The sequence below is a fragment of the Pseudomonas wenzhouensis genome (assembly GCF_021029445.1).
In the GTDB taxonomy this organism is placed as follows: Bacteria; Pseudomonadota; Gammaproteobacteria; order Pseudomonadales; family Pseudomonadaceae; genus Aquipseudomonas; species Aquipseudomonas wenzhouensis.
This window is the reverse complement of the sequence record NZ_CP072610.1, coordinates 3,110,137-3,125,163: the sequence shown is the minus strand read 5'-3', so window position 1 is coordinate 3,125,163 and position 15,027 is coordinate 3,110,137. Positions and strand designations below refer to the sequence as shown.

At 62.8% G+C, this 15,027-nt stretch carries 16 protein-coding genes; 11 read left to right on the top strand and 5 right to left on the bottom strand.

The genetic code is table 11. From position 1 onward, the window contains the following. Positions 1–75 precede the first annotated feature (75 nt). The 7 genes from lepA (at position 76) to pdxJ (ending at position 6,260) form a co-directional block, all read left to right on the top strand. Complete coding sequence (gene lepA / locus J7655_RS14380) at positions 76–1,875, top strand: translation elongation factor 4 (protein WP_169971060.1); 1,800 nt, start codon at positions 76–78, stop codon at positions 1,873–1,875. 6 nt (positions 1,876–1,881) lie between these two features. Further along, positions 1,882–2,736, top strand: a complete 855-nt coding sequence (gene lepB, locus J7655_RS14375; RefSeq protein ID WP_230925026.1) for a signal peptidase I — start codon at positions 1,882–1,884, stop codon at positions 2,734–2,736. An 88-nt stretch (positions 2,737–2,824) separates the two neighbouring features. After that, entirely contained in the window at positions 2,825–3,202 is a 378-nt protein-coding gene (locus J7655_RS14370) for a DUF4845 domain-containing protein (RefSeq protein WP_074855621.1), read from the top strand. Beyond that, positions 3,199–3,888: a ribonuclease III gene (gene rnc, locus J7655_RS14365; RefSeq protein ID WP_074855623.1), complete on the top strand. Its 690-nt coding sequence runs from the start codon at positions 3,199–3,201 to the stop codon at positions 3,886–3,888. Before J7655_RS14370 ends, rnc begins: the two co-directional genes overlap by 4 nt. Next, entirely contained in the window at positions 3,881–4,780 is a 900-nt protein-coding gene (gene era, locus J7655_RS14360) for a GTPase Era (RefSeq protein WP_104727095.1), read from the top strand. The genes rnc and era overlap by 8 nt, the downstream gene beginning before the upstream one ends. A 51-nt stretch (positions 4,781–4,831) precedes the next feature. Then, positions 4,832–5,521: a DNA repair protein RecO gene (gene recO / locus J7655_RS14355; RefSeq protein ID WP_147810478.1), complete on the top strand. Its 690-nt coding sequence runs from the start codon at positions 4,832–4,834 to the stop codon at positions 5,519–5,521. Continuing rightward, the gene (pdxJ, locus tag J7655_RS14350; RefSeq protein ID WP_147810477.1) at positions 5,514–6,260 is read left to right on the top strand and encodes a pyridoxine 5'-phosphate synthase; all 747 of its coding nucleotides are present in this window, start codon (positions 5,514–5,516) and stop codon (positions 6,258–6,260) included. Before recO ends, pdxJ begins: the two co-directional genes overlap by 8 nt. 6 nt (positions 6,261–6,266) lie before the next feature. On the opposite strand, the gene J7655_RS14345 is transcribed toward pdxJ, so the two are convergent. The 5 genes from J7655_RS14345 to rapA all read right to left on the bottom strand — a co-directional run bounded on the left by J7655_RS14345 (position 6,267) and on the right by rapA (position 12,552). Further along, the gene (locus J7655_RS14345) at positions 6,267–7,055 is read right to left on the bottom strand and encodes a substrate-binding periplasmic protein (RefSeq protein WP_230925025.1); all 789 of its coding nucleotides are present in this window, start codon (positions 7,053–7,055) and stop codon (positions 6,267–6,269) included. 67 nt (positions 7,056–7,122) lie between these two features. Next, a complete protein-coding gene (gene cmoB, locus J7655_RS14340) occupies positions 7,123–8,091 on the bottom strand; it encodes a tRNA 5-methoxyuridine(34)/uridine 5-oxyacetic acid(34) synthase CmoB (protein ID WP_230925024.1) in 969 nt (322 codons plus the stop codon). Beyond that, positions 8,088–8,831, bottom strand: coding sequence for a carboxy-S-adenosyl-L-methionine synthase CmoA (gene cmoA / locus J7655_RS14335; protein ID WP_230925023.1), 744 nt, complete (start codon positions 8,829–8,831; stop codon positions 8,088–8,090). The genes cmoB and cmoA overlap by 4 nt, the downstream gene beginning before the upstream one ends. Positions 8,832–8,929: 98 nt before the next feature. Next, on the bottom strand, positions 8,930–9,568 hold the full coding sequence (locus J7655_RS14330) for a lysoplasmalogenase (RefSeq protein WP_230925022.1): 639 nt from the start codon (positions 9,566–9,568) through the stop codon (positions 8,930–8,932). 140 nt (positions 9,569–9,708) lie between these two features. Beyond that, complete coding sequence (rapA, locus tag J7655_RS14325; RefSeq protein WP_230925021.1) at positions 9,709–12,552, bottom strand: RNA polymerase-associated protein RapA; 2,844 nt, start codon at positions 12,550–12,552, stop codon at positions 9,709–9,711. Positions 12,553–12,718: 166 nt separating this feature from the next. Between rapA and J7655_RS14320 the strand changes: the two genes are divergently transcribed. From J7655_RS14320 to ccoM, 4 genes are all read left to right on the top strand, one after another. Then, complete coding sequence (locus tag J7655_RS14320) at positions 12,719–13,012, top strand: aspartate-semialdehyde dehydrogenase (protein ID WP_230925020.1); 294 nt, start codon at positions 12,719–12,721, stop codon at positions 13,010–13,012. Positions 13,013–13,046: 34 nt separating this feature from the next. Next, the gene (locus J7655_RS14315) at positions 13,047–13,646 is read left to right on the top strand and encodes an alpha-ketoglutarate-dependent dioxygenase AlkB family protein (RefSeq protein ID WP_230925019.1); all 600 of its coding nucleotides are present in this window, start codon (positions 13,047–13,049) and stop codon (positions 13,644–13,646) included. Beyond that, positions 13,643–13,804, top strand: coding sequence for a hypothetical protein (locus tag J7655_RS14310; protein ID WP_004423904.1), 162 nt, complete (start codon positions 13,643–13,645; stop codon positions 13,802–13,804). The genes J7655_RS14315 and J7655_RS14310 overlap by 4 nt, the downstream gene beginning before the upstream one ends. Before the next feature lie 204 nt (positions 13,805–14,008). Then, positions 14,009–14,125 carry a cytochrome c oxidase subunit CcoM gene (gene ccoM, locus J7655_RS20825; protein ID WP_017361612.1) on the top strand — a complete coding sequence of 39 codons (117 nt, stop codon included), beginning with the start codon at positions 14,009–14,011 and terminating at the stop codon, positions 14,123–14,125. Positions 14,126–15,027: the final 902 nt, after the last annotated feature.

The following is a 15,027-nucleotide window of genomic DNA, read 5'->3' as shown; positions in this document are numbered from 1 at the left end:
GTCGCGAGGGATCGGGTACAATCCCCGGCTATTTTCGGCAAGCGTCTTGCCCGTGCCTTCTTTGAGTGTTGATCTGTGAGTGACCTGAGTCATATCCGCAATTTTTCCATCATTGCCCACATTGACCACGGCAAGTCCACCTTGGCTGACCGTTTCATCCAGATGTGCGGCGGCCTCACCGCGCGTGAAATGGAGGCTCAGGTTCTGGACTCCATGGATCTGGAGCGTGAACGCGGCATTACCATCAAGGCTCACAGCGTCACGCTGCATTACAAGGCGCAGGACGGTAAAACCTATCAGCTGAACTTCATCGATACCCCCGGTCACGTGGACTTCACCTATGAAGTCTCGCGCTCGCTGGCGGCGTGCGAAGGTGCATTGCTGGTGGTCGATGCCGGCCAGGGCGTCGAGGCGCAGTCGGTTGCCAACTGTTACACCGCCATCGAGCAGGGGCTGGAAGTGATGCCCGTGCTGAACAAGATGGACCTGCCGCAGGCCGACCCGGATCGCGTCAAGGACGAGATCGAGAAGATCATCGGCATCGATGCCACCGACGCCGTGGCCTGCAGTGCCAAGAGCGGCATGGGCGTGGACGAGGTGCTCGAACGCCTGGTGCAGACCATTCCGGCGCCGACCGGCGAGATCGATGCGCCGCTGCAGGCGCTGATCATCGATTCCTGGTTCGACAACTACCTGGGCGTGGTCTCGCTGGTGCGTGTGCGCCAGGGGCGGGTGAAGAAGGGCGACAAGATTCTGGTCAAGTCCACCGGCAAGGTGCACCTGGTCGACAGCGTCGGTGTCTTCACCCCGAAGCACACCGCCACCGCTGATCTGAAAGCCGGTGAAGTGGGCTTCATCATCGCCAGCATCAAGGACATTCACGGTGCGCCGGTCGGTGACACCCTGACCCTGTCCTCGACCCCCGAGGTCGAAGTGCTGCCGGGCTTCAAGAAGATCCAGCCGCAGGTCTACGCGGGCCTGTTCCCGGTCAGCTCCGATGATTTCGAGGACTTCCGCGATGCCCTGCAGAAGCTGACCCTCAACGATTCGTCACTGCAATATGCGCCGGAAAGTTCCGATGCGCTGGGCTTTGGCTTCCGTTGCGGTTTCCTCGGCATGCTGCACATGGAGATCATCCAGGAGCGCCTGGAGCGCGAGTACGACCTGGACCTGATCACCACTGCGCCGAGCGTGATCTACGAGATCGAGCTCAAGACCGGTGAAACCATCACCGTCGACAACCCGTCCAAGCTGCCGGACGTCTCGGCTGTGGCTGACTTCCGCGAACCGATCGTCACCGCCACCATTCTGGTGCCGCAGGAGCACCTGGGTAACGTGATTACCCTGTGCATCGAGAAGCGTGGTGTGCAGCGTGACATGCAATTCCTCGGTTCGCAGGTTCAGGTTCGCTACGACCTGCCGATGAACGAAGTAGTGCTGGACTTCTTCGACCGTCTGAAGTCGACCAGCCGCGGTTATGCCTCGCTGGACTATCATTTCGACCGCTACCAGTCGGCCAATCTGGTCAAGCTTGACGTGTTGATCAACGGCGACAAGGTCGATGCCCTGGCGCTGATCGTGCACCGCGACAACGCCGCCTACAAAGGCCGCGCGTTGACCGAGAAGATGAAGGAACTGATTCCTCGGCAGATGTTCGATGTGGCGATCCAGGCAGCCATTGGCGGCCAGATCATCGCGCGCACCACTGTCAAGGCGCTCAGAAAGAACGTACTGGCCAAATGTTACGGTGGCGACGTGAGCCGTAAGAAGAAACTGCTCGAAAAGCAGAAGGCCGGTAAGAAACGCATGAAGCAGGTCGGCAACGTGGAAATTCCACAGGAAGCCTTCCTCGCGGTGCTCAGGTTGGATAGCTAAGGCTCTATGTCGATCAATTTCCCGCTCCTGTTGGTTATCGCGGTCGCCGTTTGCGGCTTCCTGGCCCTGATCGATCTGATTCTGCTGGCTCCGCGCCGCCGTGCGGCGATTGCGGCGTACCAGGGGCGGGTCGACGATCCCGACGACAGGGTGCTGGAGCGCCTGAGCAAGGAACCCTTGCTGGTCGAGTACGGCAAGTCCTTTTTCCCGGTGCTGGCCATCGTGCTGGTGTTGCGTTCGTTCCTGGTCGAGCCGTTCCAGATTCCGTCCGGGTCGATGAAGCCGACCCTGGAAGTGGGCGACTTCATTCTGGTCAACAAGTTCGCCTACGGCATTCGCCTGCCGGTGATCGACCAGAAGATCATCGAAGTGGACAACCCGCAGCGCGGCGATGTGATGGTATTCCGCTACCCCAGCGATCCCCGTATCAACTACATCAAGCGTGTGGTGGGGTTGCCGGGGGATCGCATCGAGTACACCCAGAGCAAGCGTTTGCTGGTCAATGGCGAGCCGGTGGCCGAGACGCTGATCAGTGAAGAGCCGGGTAGCCTGGGTGGCGCGATGCTCTACCAGGAGCGCCTGGGCCAGGCCGAGCACACCATCCGCAAGGAAATGACCCGCATGCGCCGTGAGCCCGGTGGCCAATGGGTGGTGCCCGAAGGGCACTACTTCATGATGGGCGACAACCGCGACAACTCCAACGACAGCCGTTACTGGCGTGACCGCCATATCCCTCAGGAACTGTGGGGCATGGTTCCGGACGATCATATCGTCGGCAAGGCCTTCGCCATCTGGATGAGCTGGCCGGAACCCAAGACCGGCAATCTGCCCAATTTCTCGCGGGTCGGCCTGATTCATTGAGCACTGGCGCGCTGTTCAATACAGCGCCACAGGCTATAAATAGCGTAGCCGTCAGGCTTTCCGACAAGACCGTTCATTGGGGATACACATGACTTTCGCGCGCTCGCAGCAGGGGCTTTCCATTCTGGGTTGGCTGGTGGTTCTGGCCGTGGTGGCATTTTTTGCCAGCACCGCGTTCAAGATGTTGCCGCACTATATGGATTACATGTCGCTGGAGAAGATCATCACCTCGGTCGAAACCGACAAGGCTGCAGATGTTCGTACCGTCGGCGAGTTTTACAACCACGTCAGCAAGGGGATGCAGGTCAACAATATCCGTGATCTGAACCTGCGTGATGTGCTCAAGGTGACGCAGGAGAACAATGAATTCCGCGCTCACCTCAAATATGAAAAACGTGAGCCGCTGATCGAGAACCTCGATCTGGTGGTCAATTTCGATAAAGAATTTCGTGTACGAATGCCGTGAACCCTGACCTTTCCCGCCTCGAGCGCAAGCTCGGCTATCGCTTCAAGGACCAGGACCTGATGGTTCTGGCCCTGACCCATCGCAGTTTCGCCGGCCGCAACAATGAGCGGCTGGAATTTCTCGGTGATGCCATCCTCAATTTCGTAGCAGGTGAAGCGCTGTTCGAGCGTTTCCCGCAAGCCCGTGAGGGCCAGTTGTCGCGCCTGCGTGCGCGCCTGGTCAAGGGCGAGACGCTGGCCGTGCTGGCCCGTGGTTTTGAACTTGGCGAATACCTGCGCCTGGGCTCCGGTGAGCTGAAGAGCGGTGGTTTTCGTCGTGAGTCGATCCTCGCCGATGCGCTCGAAGCGCTGATCGGTGCCATCTACCTGGATGCCGGCATGGACGCCGCGCGTGAGCGCGTGCTGGACTGGCTGACCGGCGAGCTCGATGGCCTGACCCTGGTCGACACCAACAAGGATCCGAAAACGCGGCTGCAGGAGTTTCTGCAGTCACGTGCCTGTGAACTGCCTCGTTACGAGGTGGTGGACATTCAGGGTGAGCCGCACTGCCGTACCTTCATGGTCGAGTGCCAGGTTTCCCTGCTTAATGAAAAGACCCTGGGCCAGGGCGGCAGCCGGCGTATCGCCGAGCAGGTCGCTGCGGCTGCGGCGCTGATCGCCCTCGGGGTGGAGAATGGCAATGACTGATGCACCTGTAACGCGCTGCGGCTACGTCGCCATCGTCGGCCGGCCCAACGTGGGCAAGTCGACGTTGCTCAACCACATCCTAGGGCAGAAGCTGGCGATCACTTCGCGCAAACCGCAGACCACCCGTCACAACATGCTCGGGATCAAGACCGAAGGCAACGTGCAGGCTGTCTACGTCGATACGCCGGGTTTGCACAAGCACAACGACAAGGCGCTCAACCGCTACATGAACCGCAGCGCCTCGAGCGCACTGAAGGACGTCGATGTGGTGGTGTTCGTGGTCGACCGTACGCGCTGGACCGATGAAGATCAGCTGGTGCTGGAAAAGGTGCAGCACGTCAAATGCCCGATCCTGCTGGCGGTGAACAAGGCCGACCGTCTGGAAGACAAGAGCGAGCTGCTGCCGCACCTGAACTGGCTGGCCGAGCAGTTGCCGCAGGCCGAGATCGTGCCGATTTCCGCGTTGCAGGGGCAGAACCTAGACACTCTGGAGAAGCTGGTGGGTGAGCGCCTGCCGGAGTCCGAACACTTCTACCCGGAAGACCAGATCACCGACCGCTCCAGCCGCTTCCTCGCAGCCGAACTGATCCGTGAGAAGATCATGCGTCAGCTCGGTGCCGAGTTGCCGTACCAGATCACCGTGGAGATCGAAGAGTTCAAGCAGGAAGGCCGCATTCTGCACATCCACGGCCTGATCCTGGTAGAGCGCGACGGACAGAAGAAGATCATCATCGGCGACAAGGGCGAGCGCATCAAACGCATTGGTGCCGATGCGCGCAAGGACATGGAAACCATGTTCGACTCCAAGGTGATGCTAAACCTCTGGGTCAAGGTCAAAGGCGGTTGGTCCGACGACGAACGCGCCCTGCGTTCATTGGGTTACCTGGATTGAGTCATCTGCCGCCAGCTCAGTGCTGCGCGGCTTTTGCCTGAGGCTTGCAACGTGCAGCTTGCCGCTTATGTCTTGCATAGCCGTCCCTACAAGGAAAGCAGCGCCCTGGTGGATTTCTTCACTGCCCAGGGCCGTATTCGCGCGGTGCTGCGCGCCGCGCGCGGCAAGGTCGGCAGCATTGCCCGGCCGTTCGCCCCGCTGGAGCTGGAACTGCGCGGGCGCGGCGAGCTGAAGAGCGTTGGGCGCCTGGAAAGCGTCGGTATACCCTTGCTGCTCACCGGCGAAGCGTTGTTTTCCGGGCTTTACCTCAACGAGTTGCTGATCCGTCTGCTGCCCGCCGAAGACCCGCATCCATCGATGCTCGAACACTACGCCCTGACTTTGCAGGCGCTGGCTGCCGGGCGGCCGCTGGAGCCGCTGCTGCGTGCGTTCGAATGGCGTTTGCTGGATGACTTGGGCTATGGTTTCGCCCTGGATCGGGATCAGTACGATAGTCCCATCGATCCGGCCGGGTTGTATCGCTGGCAGCAGGACATCGGCCTGGTGCCGGTACTGCAACTGCAACCCGGGGTATTTCAGGGCCGCGAACTGCTGGCCATGGCCGAAGCCGACTGGCAGACGCCGGGCGCGCTGGCTGCGGCCAAGCGCCTGATGCGCCAGGCGCTGGCACCCCATCTTGGCGGTAGGCCCCTGGTCAGCCGCGAACTTTTCATGACGCTCAAGGAGTCCAAGCGTGACTGAGGCCAATCGTATTCTGCTCGGCGTGAACATCGACCACGTCGCCACCCTGCGTCAGGCTCGCGGTACGCGCTACCCGGACCCGGTCAAGGCCGCGCTGGACGCCGAAGAAGCCGGTGCTGACGGCATTACCGTGCACCTGCGTGAAGACCGTCGGCACATCCAGGACCGCGATGTGCGCGTACTGGCTGACGTGTTGCAAACGCGGATGAACTTCGAGATGGGCGTTACCGACTTCATGCTCGGTTTCGCCGAGCAGATTCGCCCGGCGCATGTCTGCCTGGTGCCGGAAACCCGCCAGGAGTTGACCACCGAAGGCGGTCTGGACGTGGCTGGCCAGGAGGCGCGCATCGCCGCAGCGGTGGAGCGCTTGTCACTGGCTGGCTGCGAAGTGTCGCTGTTCATCGATGCCGAGGAACGGCAGATCGAGGCGGCCATGCGCGTCGGCGCGCCGGCCATCGAGCTGCACACCGGGCGCTACGCCGACGCCCACACGGCGGAAGAGGCGGCGCAGGAGCTGGCGCGGATTCGTGACGGAGTGATCTGCGGCCTCAACCACGGGCTGATCGTCAACGCCGGTCACGGCCTGCACTACCACAACGTCGAGGCGGTGGCAGCGATCACGGGGATCAACGAGCTGAACATCGGCCATGCGCTGGTCTCTCACGCTCTGTTCGTCGGCTTCAAGCAGGCTGTCGCCGAGATGAAGGCGCTGATCGTCGCCGCTGCCGAGCGCGGCTAAGCGCTTTCAGGGCGCTTGGGGAGCGCCGGGCCGCTCAGGTTCGCGCAATCCCGGTTCCTCGGCGCCCGGCAGCCAGTGTTGATGGATGCGGCTGAAACTGCCGTCACGCTTCATGTCATCCAGGGCGTCCTGCCAGCGGCGGATCAGTGCATCGTCGGTGTCGAGTGAGAAGGTGATGTAGCCATAGGAATCTCGGTACGGGAAGGCGACCTCGATTTCGTCCGGACGCAGGTGATCGACCTGTTCCGCCGCTTCCCCGCGTGCGTAGAAGCTCAGATTGTCCGCCACGATCAGGGGTACCCGGCCGCTGCGCAGCAGGCGGAACATCTGCACCGGTTCGTTCACCCCCAACAGATTTTTCATGCCGGCGGCCTGTAGCTCCTGATAGCTGAACCAGTCACGTGGGACGGCAATGTCGCGAAAGGCTGCCAGCTCCTTGCTGTCCCGGATGACGATGCCTGAGCCCCGCAGAGCATAGAAGTTGTCGCGCGCCAGAATGATCGGGCCGACCCATTTGAACAGTGGTTGGCGCTGGCTGTTACGTATGGTGGGGAAGATGGCAGTGTCGGGTGTGGTTTGGACGATGCGATAGGCCCTGGCCCAGGGAACTACCTGCAAGCTGGCTGTCTGGTCGACACGCCGCAGCAGTTCCTCGACCACCTCGACGGCCATACCGGCGGGCTTGCCCTGATTGCTGAAACTGACGGGTGGATATTCCTCGGTATAGAGCTGCAGGGCCTGCACCGTGGAGGGCAAGAGCCATGAAAACAGCAGGAGTAGGGTGGCCGTTCTCATCATTTGACTCGCAAGTTGACGCGAGCCGTGAGCATATCCTATTGCGTAACCGGAGAGTTGATTCAGCTCAGGGCTTGCGCGCCACCAGCACGGCGCGGGTCGGTGCCGGCAGGCCTTCAACGGTGCGGCTGTGATCGGCCGGATCGAGAAATTCGGGCAGCGACTGGAAGCGCATCCACTCGGTCGCACGTTGTTCCTCCACCGAGGTGCGACTGACGTCGACGCAGCGCACGTCCTCGAAACCGGCGCGGCGCAGCCAGCGCTCCAGCGCCGGCACCGAGGGTAGGAACCAGACGTTGCGCATTTGCGCGTAGCGATCTTCCGGCACCAGCACCTGCTCGGCATCGCCTTCGATCACCAGGGTTTCCAGCACCAGTTCGCCGCCCTTGACCAGCGCGTCCTTGAGGTCGAGCAGGTGGTCGATGGGCGAGCGACGATGATAGAGCACGCCCATGGAGAACACCGTGTCGAAGCCCTGCAGCTTGGCTGGCAGTTCCTCGAAGGCCAGCGGCAGGTGCCAGACAGGGTAATCAGGCAGGTAACGCTTCATCGCCAGGAACTGGCAGAGAAACAGCCAGTTGGGGTCGATGCCGACCACGCTGTCGGCACCGGCGCCGAGCATGCGCCACATGTAGTAGCCGTTGCCGCAGCCGACGTCGAGGATACGCTTGCCATGCAGGTCGAGATGCGGGGCGACGCGCTGCCATTTCCAGTCCGAACGCCATTCGGTGTCGATATGCACGCCGAATAGCTCGAACGGGCCCTTGCGCCAGGGAATCAGCCCCTGCAGTGCGGCTTTCAATTGCGCGCGCGTGCCGTCATCACAGGCGCCGCCGAAGGCGAAGCGTTGCACCAGCTCTACCTCGCTCACCGGCAACTCCGGTAGCGCCTGCACGGCACCGTACCAGCGCGGCAGATCGCCGTGACCGATGGCCAGTTTGGCGTCGAGCTGACCGGGCAGCTCACACGCCCAGTCTTGTAGCGGAGTACCGGCCAGTTGCGCCTGCAGGGCGTCGAGATCCAGGTCGCGCATCATGGCAGGGCCACCAGCGAGGCGAAGTTCAGGCACTGGAACCACGGCAGTACCTTGCTGAAACCGGCGGCCAGCAGGCGTTCGCGGTGCTGCTCAAGGCTGTCGGGCAGCATCACCTTTTCGATGGCGCTGCGCTTTTGCGCAATCTCCAGCTCGCTGTAGCCGTTGGCGCGTTTGAAGGCAACGTGCAAGTCGGTCAGTAGGTCGTGCTCGGCGGCATCCTCGAAGCGCAGCTTCTCCGAGAGGATCAGCGCGCCGCCGGGCAGCAGCGCCTGGCGAATGCGCGTGAGCAATTCCAGGCGGCGCTCCGGGGGGATGAACTGCAGGGTGAAGTTGAGCGTGACCAGCGAGGTGGGGTGCAGGTCGAGGGCCAGGATGTCGGCTTCGATCACCTGCACCGGCAGCAGCTCTTGGAACATGGCGTCCTGGGCGTGCAGGTATTCGCGGCAGCGTTCGACCATGGCCGGCGAGTTGTCCACCGCGATCACCTGGCAGCCGTCCGCTTTTACATGGCGGCGCAGTGCCTGGGTCACCGCGCCGAGCGAGGCGCCGAGGTCATACAGCCGGGTATGGGGCTGCGCGAACTGGCCGGCGAGTACGCCGATGTTCTCGACGATGGTCGGGTAGCCGGGCACCGAGCGCTTGATCATGTCGGGGAAGACCCGCACCACGTCCTCGTTGAAGACGAAATCGGGCACCTCGGGCAGAGGCTGGGCGAACAGACGATCAGGTTCTTGGCTCACGGCAATCGCAACGGGTAGCGGTAAAGGCCGGCATTTTAGCCAAGTGCGCGCCTGCCGTCAGGGCTTTCCCGCTGCCTGGCAGGGGTATCAATCGCCTGCTAGGTCTTGGTGCGTTCGAAGGCCGAAGCGGCAATACCCCACTGGCCGAGCCAGTAGGTGAGGATGATGGCATAGGGTGCGGCGTCGAAGCTGACGACGAAGCGATCGATGCCGATCAGGCTGTCGGAGAGCATGAACAGCGTCGCACCGCCGACGGCCAGCCAGGCCGAACGTGTTTGCAGTCCAGGCTGACCGAGACGCGCCAGGGCCCGCCAGAGCATCAGGCAGATTGCCATGGCATAGCAGGCCACCGGAATCAGCAGGCTGCCTAAGCCGCCGCTCGCCAGTACGGCGAACATCGTTGTGCCTGCCAGCAGTGCCAGCAGCAGGGCGGGCAAGGCAAGTCGGCGGCTGTCGGAGCAGTAGGCGCACAGGTAGGCCAGGTGAGCCAGCAGGAAGGCGCCGAGGCCGAATACGAAGAGGTCTTGCGGCCAGTCGAGCAGAATGTCGCCGACCAGTGAACACAGCAGGCCAATGCCGATCCAGCGCCGGTAGGTGCCGGCGGGAGCCTGGCGTAGCCAGAGCAGCAGGGCGATCACCGGGATGCCTTTGCTCAGCAGGCTGAGTTGCACATCACCACTGATCCGGCCGTAGATAAAGACCGCAGCACCCACCAGACCGAGCAGCAACCAGCGCATGATAAGACTCCCTGTGTTATCGGAGGCGCAACTATGGCCAGTGGCCGGACGCTTGCCAATGCGAGAGGTGCCAAAGCGAGTGGCAGATCGTGCCGCCGTACAGTGGGTGAGGGCGATACCTGCACCCACTGCGTTCAGCGTCAGCCTGCAACCAGTACGCGGATGGCTTCCAGGCGCAGGGCAGCCTTGTCGAACATTGCCAGGCTCTGTTCGCGCTGCTCGCGCAGGGCGTTGATCTCGCTGTCGCGCACGCTCGGGTTGACCGCCTGCAGGGCGACCAGGCGCGCCAGTTCCTCGTCCAGTTCAGCGATCAGACGGCGCTTGGCTTCGCTCACGCGCTCGACATGACGCGGCATGACCTTGGCTTCGGCGTCGTTGATCTGCTTGGCCAGCACGTCGCGCTGGGCCTGAACGAACTTGTTGGCGCTGGCGCGCGGCACGCTTTCCAGCTGGTCGTTGAGGGTTTCGAAGCCGACCTTGGCGGCCAGGTCGTTGCCATTGGCATCGAGCAGGCAGCGCAGCGCGGCCGGCGGCAGGAAACGACCCAGTTGCAGCTTGCGCGGGCCGACCACTTCGCTGACGTAGAGCAACTCCAGCAGCACGGTACCGGGCTTGAGCGCCTTGTTCTTGATCAGCGCGACGGCGGTGTTGCCCATCGAGCCGGACAGCACCAGGTCCATGCCGCCCTGCACCATGGGGTGTTCCCAGGTGAGGAACTGCATGTCCTCGCGGGCCAGCGCCTGCTCGCGGTCGTAGGTGATGGTCACCGCTTCGTCGTCACCCAGGGGGAAGCTGGCATCCAGCATCTTCTCGCTGGGGCGCAGAATCAGGGCGTTGTCGGAGTGGTCTTCGCTGTCGATGCCGAAGGCGTTGAACAGCTCTTCCATGTAGATCGGCAGGGTGAACTGGTCGTCCTGCTCGAGGATGGCCTCGACCAGCGCTTCGCCTTCACCGGCGCCGCCGGAGTTCAGCTCCAGCAGGCGGTCACGGCCGCTGTGCAGCTCGCCTTCGAGGCGGATACGTTCGGCGGTGGCTTCATCCACCAGTTGCTGCCACTGGCCATCGTCGCCGTTTTCCAGCAGCGGCAGCAGGCGCGGGCCGAACTGGTGCTGCAGGGCGTTGCCGGTGGGGCAGGTGGCCAGGAAGGCATTCAGCGCCTGGTGGTACCACTGGAACAGGCGCTCCTGCGGGCTGTTCTCCAGGTACGGCACGTGCAGCTGGATGCGGTGTTTCTGGCCGATGCGGTCGAGACGGCCGATGCGCTGTTCGAGCAGATCCGGGTGGGCCGGCAGGTCGAACAGCACCAGATGATGAGCGAACTGGAAGTTGCGGCCTTCGGAGCCGATTTCCGAGCAGATCAGCACCTGGGCGCCGAATTCTTCATCGGCGAAGTAGGCCGCGGCACGGTCGCGCTCGAGGATGCTCATGCCTTCATGGAACACCGTAGCCGGGATGCCGGAACGCACGCGCAGGGCGTCTTCCAGATCCAGCGCGGTCTCGGCGTGGGCGCAGATCACCAGCACCTTGAATTTCTTCAGCATCTTCAGGGTGTCGATCAGCCACTCGACGCGCGGGTCGATGCGCCACCAGCGCTGTTCGTCGTCGATTTCTTCCTGCGCCTGGTAGCTGACTTCCGGGTACAGCTCGGCATGCTCGCCCAGCGGCAATTCCAGATATTCATCGGGGCTTGGCAGCGGGTAGGGGTGCAGTTCGCGCTCGGGGAAGCCCTGCACGGCGGCGCGGGTGTTGCGGAACAGCAGGCGGCCGGTGCCGTGGCGATCCAGCAGTTCACGCACCAGGCGCGCACGGGCGTCTTCATCGCCGCTGTCGATAGCATCGAGTAGCTCGCGCCCTTCGTCGCCGAGGAAGCCGCCGATGGCGTCGCGCGCCTGAGTGCTGAGCGTGCCCTGGTCGAGCAGTTCCTGCACGGCTTCGGCCACCGGGCGGTACTGGCTGCTTTCGGCGCGGAAGGCTTGCAGGTCATGGAAACGGGCCGGGTCGAGCAGACGCAGGCGGGCGAAGTGGCTGTCCTGGCCGAGCTGTTCCGGGGTGGCGGTGAGCAGCAGCACGCCGGGGATGACCTCGGCCAGTTGCTCGACCAGCGCGTATTCGGCGCTGGCCTGCTCCGGGTGCCAGACCAGGTGGTGGGCTTCGTCGACCACCAGCAGGTCCCAGCCGGCGGCGAACAGCGCGTCCTGGGCCTTGTCGTCGTCCTTCAGCCACTCCAGGGCGACCAGTGCCAGCTGGCAATCCTCGAAGGGGTTACTGGCGTCGCTTTCCATGAAGCGTTCGGCGTCGAACAGGGCGACGTCGAGGTTGAAACGCCGGCGCATTTCCACCAGCCACTGGTGCTGCAGGTTTTCCGGCACCAGGATCAGCACGCGGCTGGCGCGACCGGAGAGCAACTGGCGATGAATCACCAGGCCGGCTTCGATGGTCTTGCCCAGACCCACTTCGTCGGCCAGCAGTACGCGCGGGGCGATACGGTCAGCCACTTCACGGGCGATGTGCAGCTGGTGTGCAATCGGTTGCGCGCGCGCGCCGCCCAGGCCCCAGAGGGACGACTGCAGCAGGCGGCTGTTGTGTTCCAGGCTGTGGTAGCGCAGGGCGAACCAGGCCAGCGGGTCGATCTGGCCGGCGAACAGGCGGTCACTGGCCAGGCGGAACTGGATGAAGTTCGACAGCTGGGTTTCCGGCAGGGTCACCGGTTTATGCTGGGCATCGAGGCCGTGGTAGACAAGCAGGCCGTCGATGTCCTCGACTTCCTGTACGGTGAGCTTCCAGCCCTCGAAATGGGTGATTTCGTCGCCCGGGGCGAAGCGCACGCGGGTCAGCGGGGCATTGCGCGTGGCGTACTGGCGGGTTTCGCCGGTGGCCGGGTAGAGCACGGTGAGCAGGCGGCCTTCCTCGGCGAGGATGGTGCCCAGACCCAATTCCGCTTCGCTGTCACTGATCCAGCGTTGCCCCGGTTGATATTGCGCCATGCCTGTCTGTCTCCCGCGTGAAAAAGCCGGCTATGGTAACGGATGCCGCGCCATGGCCAAAGCGGTCATGGCACTATCAGCGTGTCCGCCAGTCGAAAGTGTAGCGAGCACAGGCTAAAGTCGCTGATGACGGGGCCGACAGCCTGACCAAAGGAGGTGCCGTTGCATGTTGCCACCGATCCCCCATAGCCTGGTGCCGGTTACGGCCACGCAGGACGTGATCAAGCCCAAGCCCGAGATCCCTCCGGTGACCCCGGCCGAGGAGAGCGCCAAGGAAAGTGCGCTGAGCCTGGACAAACGCCACCCGCAGGAAACCGAGGAGCTGCTGCGCGACGAGCAGCGCCGCCGCCAGCGGCGTGGCTACACCCCCGAACAACTGGCCGAGGCCGAGCCGCAAGAGGTGGAACAGGCACTGGGTGATCTGCCCAGGCAGGGGCTGTGGGTAGACGTTGAAGTCTGAGACACTCCTTTTATTCTCGTTCATGTAGACCGTCATGCTGTTCGCCGACCCCTTGCCCGCACTTGCCGATGCCGAGCTGGATTATCTGCCCGGCTGGGTCGACGCTGCCCTGGCCGAGCGCTGGCTGCACGCACTGGTCGAGCAAACGCCCTGGCAGCAACCTGAATTGTTCATTCATGGGCGTTACCACCGCACGCCACGGCTGACCGCCTGGTACGGCGACCCCGAGGCGCGTTATCGCTATTCCGGGAGAGTGCACGAACCGTTGCCCTGGACACCTCTGCTCGACGAAATTCGCCAGCGTGTCGTGAAGCAAGTCGGCCAGCCGCTCAATGCCGTACTGCTCAACCATTACCGCGATGGCCAGGACTCCATGGGCTGGCACAGTGATGCCGAGCCGGAGCTGGGGCGCAATCCGTTGATCGCCTCGCTCAATCTGGGCGGCAGCCGGCGCTTCGATCTGCGCCGGGTTGGCAGCACGCGCATCGAGCACTCGCTGACGCTGGAGCACGCCTCGCTACTGGTCATGCGTGGGCCAACCCAGCATCATTGGCAACATCAAGTGGCGAAGACGCGCCAAGCCTGCGCACCCCGCCTGAACCTGACCTTTCGCCTGATCCGGTTTCCGCTATGAGCAACGATGACAAGCTGATCGATTTCGCCGCCGAGCGCGACAAGCGTATCCACGATCTCAACGACAAGCGCCTCAACGAGATGCGTCAGGTGTTCGAGCAGGTATTGCCGCTGGGCAAGGGCAGGAAGAAGTCCAAGAGCAAACCCAAGAAGCGCTGAAACTCCCGCCGTTTGCGTGTCAGGCACAGCTACCAGGCTGTGCTTCGCGCCCCGTACCCCCCCCCCGATTTCTTGACCTGGGTCAGTATTCCCCAAGGCCTGGTCACGCCTGCTCTCCAGCCATTGATCCAGGTCAATTTTCCCGCCGCCCGTGCTGATAACGTGAAGCCATCCCAGACAGACAGGCACAACAGGAGGCAGCCCATGTTCGTCGATACAGTGGTTCTCGCCGGAGTCGGCACCGTTCTTCTGATGGTCGCGTTCTTCGGGGGCGTTGGTTACTTCATCTGGAAGGATGCGCACAAGCGCAAGCAGAGCTGATCCTTCCGGTTCACAGGGCACGCAAGGCAATTCGGGCGACTTCGGTCGCCCTTTTTTTGTTGTGCGCCAGGCATGGCGCGTAGCGCCGTGACTGGCGCTGTTCGGTTCACAGTGGTGGTGGACTGGACGACTTGGAGGTGAAAGTCCTCTACACACCCGGCAAGGGGAAGTGTTAGCCAGAGGCAAGGGTGTCGCGGGCGACTGCGAATCTGAAGGAAGCCCGAGGCAAAATGCTGGCCTGACGAACAGGAAGCGGATAGAGGCGGCGTAGCGGGGTGAGGTAGCAACGATTGCCAAAGCCCGATACTTGCACGGAACGCTACGACGTAAATCCGACAGGCATAAGCAGGAAGGTCGCGCGAATTACCCTGGGAGATCTGTTTGGCCTGCCATGTGCTACCGGCCCCGAGAGGTGACGGGATGGGCGAACAGAAGTCAGCAGAGGCCGTAGTAGTTGCTCGAAACCGGAGCGATGAAGGGCTGAACCTGTCATGAGTGGATAGTCAGGTGTGCTCTCTGTTGGAGCGTAAAGCAGAAACGCCGTGAACAGCGGTGGTCGAGACCATCAGGAGGTAGGAGTCGGAAGCTCCGAGGGCCGGTCTGGGCGCTTAGCTACCGCAGGCGACACATCAACGGAACCAAGCTCGCTGATGCTGTTTGTCAGTAGGCAGGAACCGCCGTATACGGAACCGTACGTACGGTGGTGTGGGAGGACGGCGGGGGTGACCCCGCCTCCTACCCGATTGCGCGTTGCTACCTGAAAGCGCGCTGTCATCTGCATGTGGCTGATTGGCGAGTCAGTAATGTGCAGTCGCCGGCATGACCGCCTGCGTAAGGGTGGAGTAGGGCGTTTTCGATGCCGTGGGCGGGTGGACAACGCGAAGCTTGTCCAACGCTTGGAC

Coding starts and splice junctions, on each gene's coding strand:
- lepB (WP_230925026.1), top strand. CDS start 1,882: ATGTCGATCAATTTCCCGCTCCTGTTGGTTATCGCGGTCGCCGTTTGC.
- J7655_RS14370 (WP_074855621.1), top strand. CDS start 2,825: ATGACTTTCGCGCGCTCGCAGCAGGGGCTTTCCATTCTGGGTTGGCTG.
- era (WP_104727095.1), top strand. CDS start 3,881: ATGACTGATGCACCTGTAACGCGCTGCGGCTACGTCGCCATCGTCGGC.
- J7655_RS14345 (WP_230925025.1), bottom strand. CDS start 7,055: ATGAGAACGGCCACCCTACTCCTGCTGTTTTCATGGCTCTTGCCCTCC.
- cmoB (WP_230925024.1), bottom strand. CDS start 8,091: ATGATGCGCGACCTGGATCTCGACGCCCTGCAGGCGCAACTGGCCGGT.
- J7655_RS14330 (WP_230925022.1), bottom strand. CDS start 9,568: ATGCGCTGGTTGCTGCTCGGTCTGGTGGGTGCTGCGGTCTTTATCTAC.
- rapA (WP_230925021.1), bottom strand. CDS start 12,552: ATGGCGCAATATCAACCGGGGCAACGCTGGATCAGTGACAGCGAAGCG.
- J7655_RS14320 (WP_230925020.1), top strand. CDS start 12,719: ATGTTGCCACCGATCCCCCATAGCCTGGTGCCGGTTACGGCCACGCAG.
- J7655_RS14315 (WP_230925019.1), top strand. CDS start 13,047: ATGCTGTTCGCCGACCCCTTGCCCGCACTTGCCGATGCCGAGCTGGAT.
- J7655_RS14310 (WP_004423904.1), top strand. CDS start 13,643: ATGAGCAACGATGACAAGCTGATCGATTTCGCCGCCGAGCGCGACAAG.
- ccoM (WP_017361612.1), top strand. CDS start 14,009: ATGTTCGTCGATACAGTGGTTCTCGCCGGAGTCGGCACCGTTCTTCTG.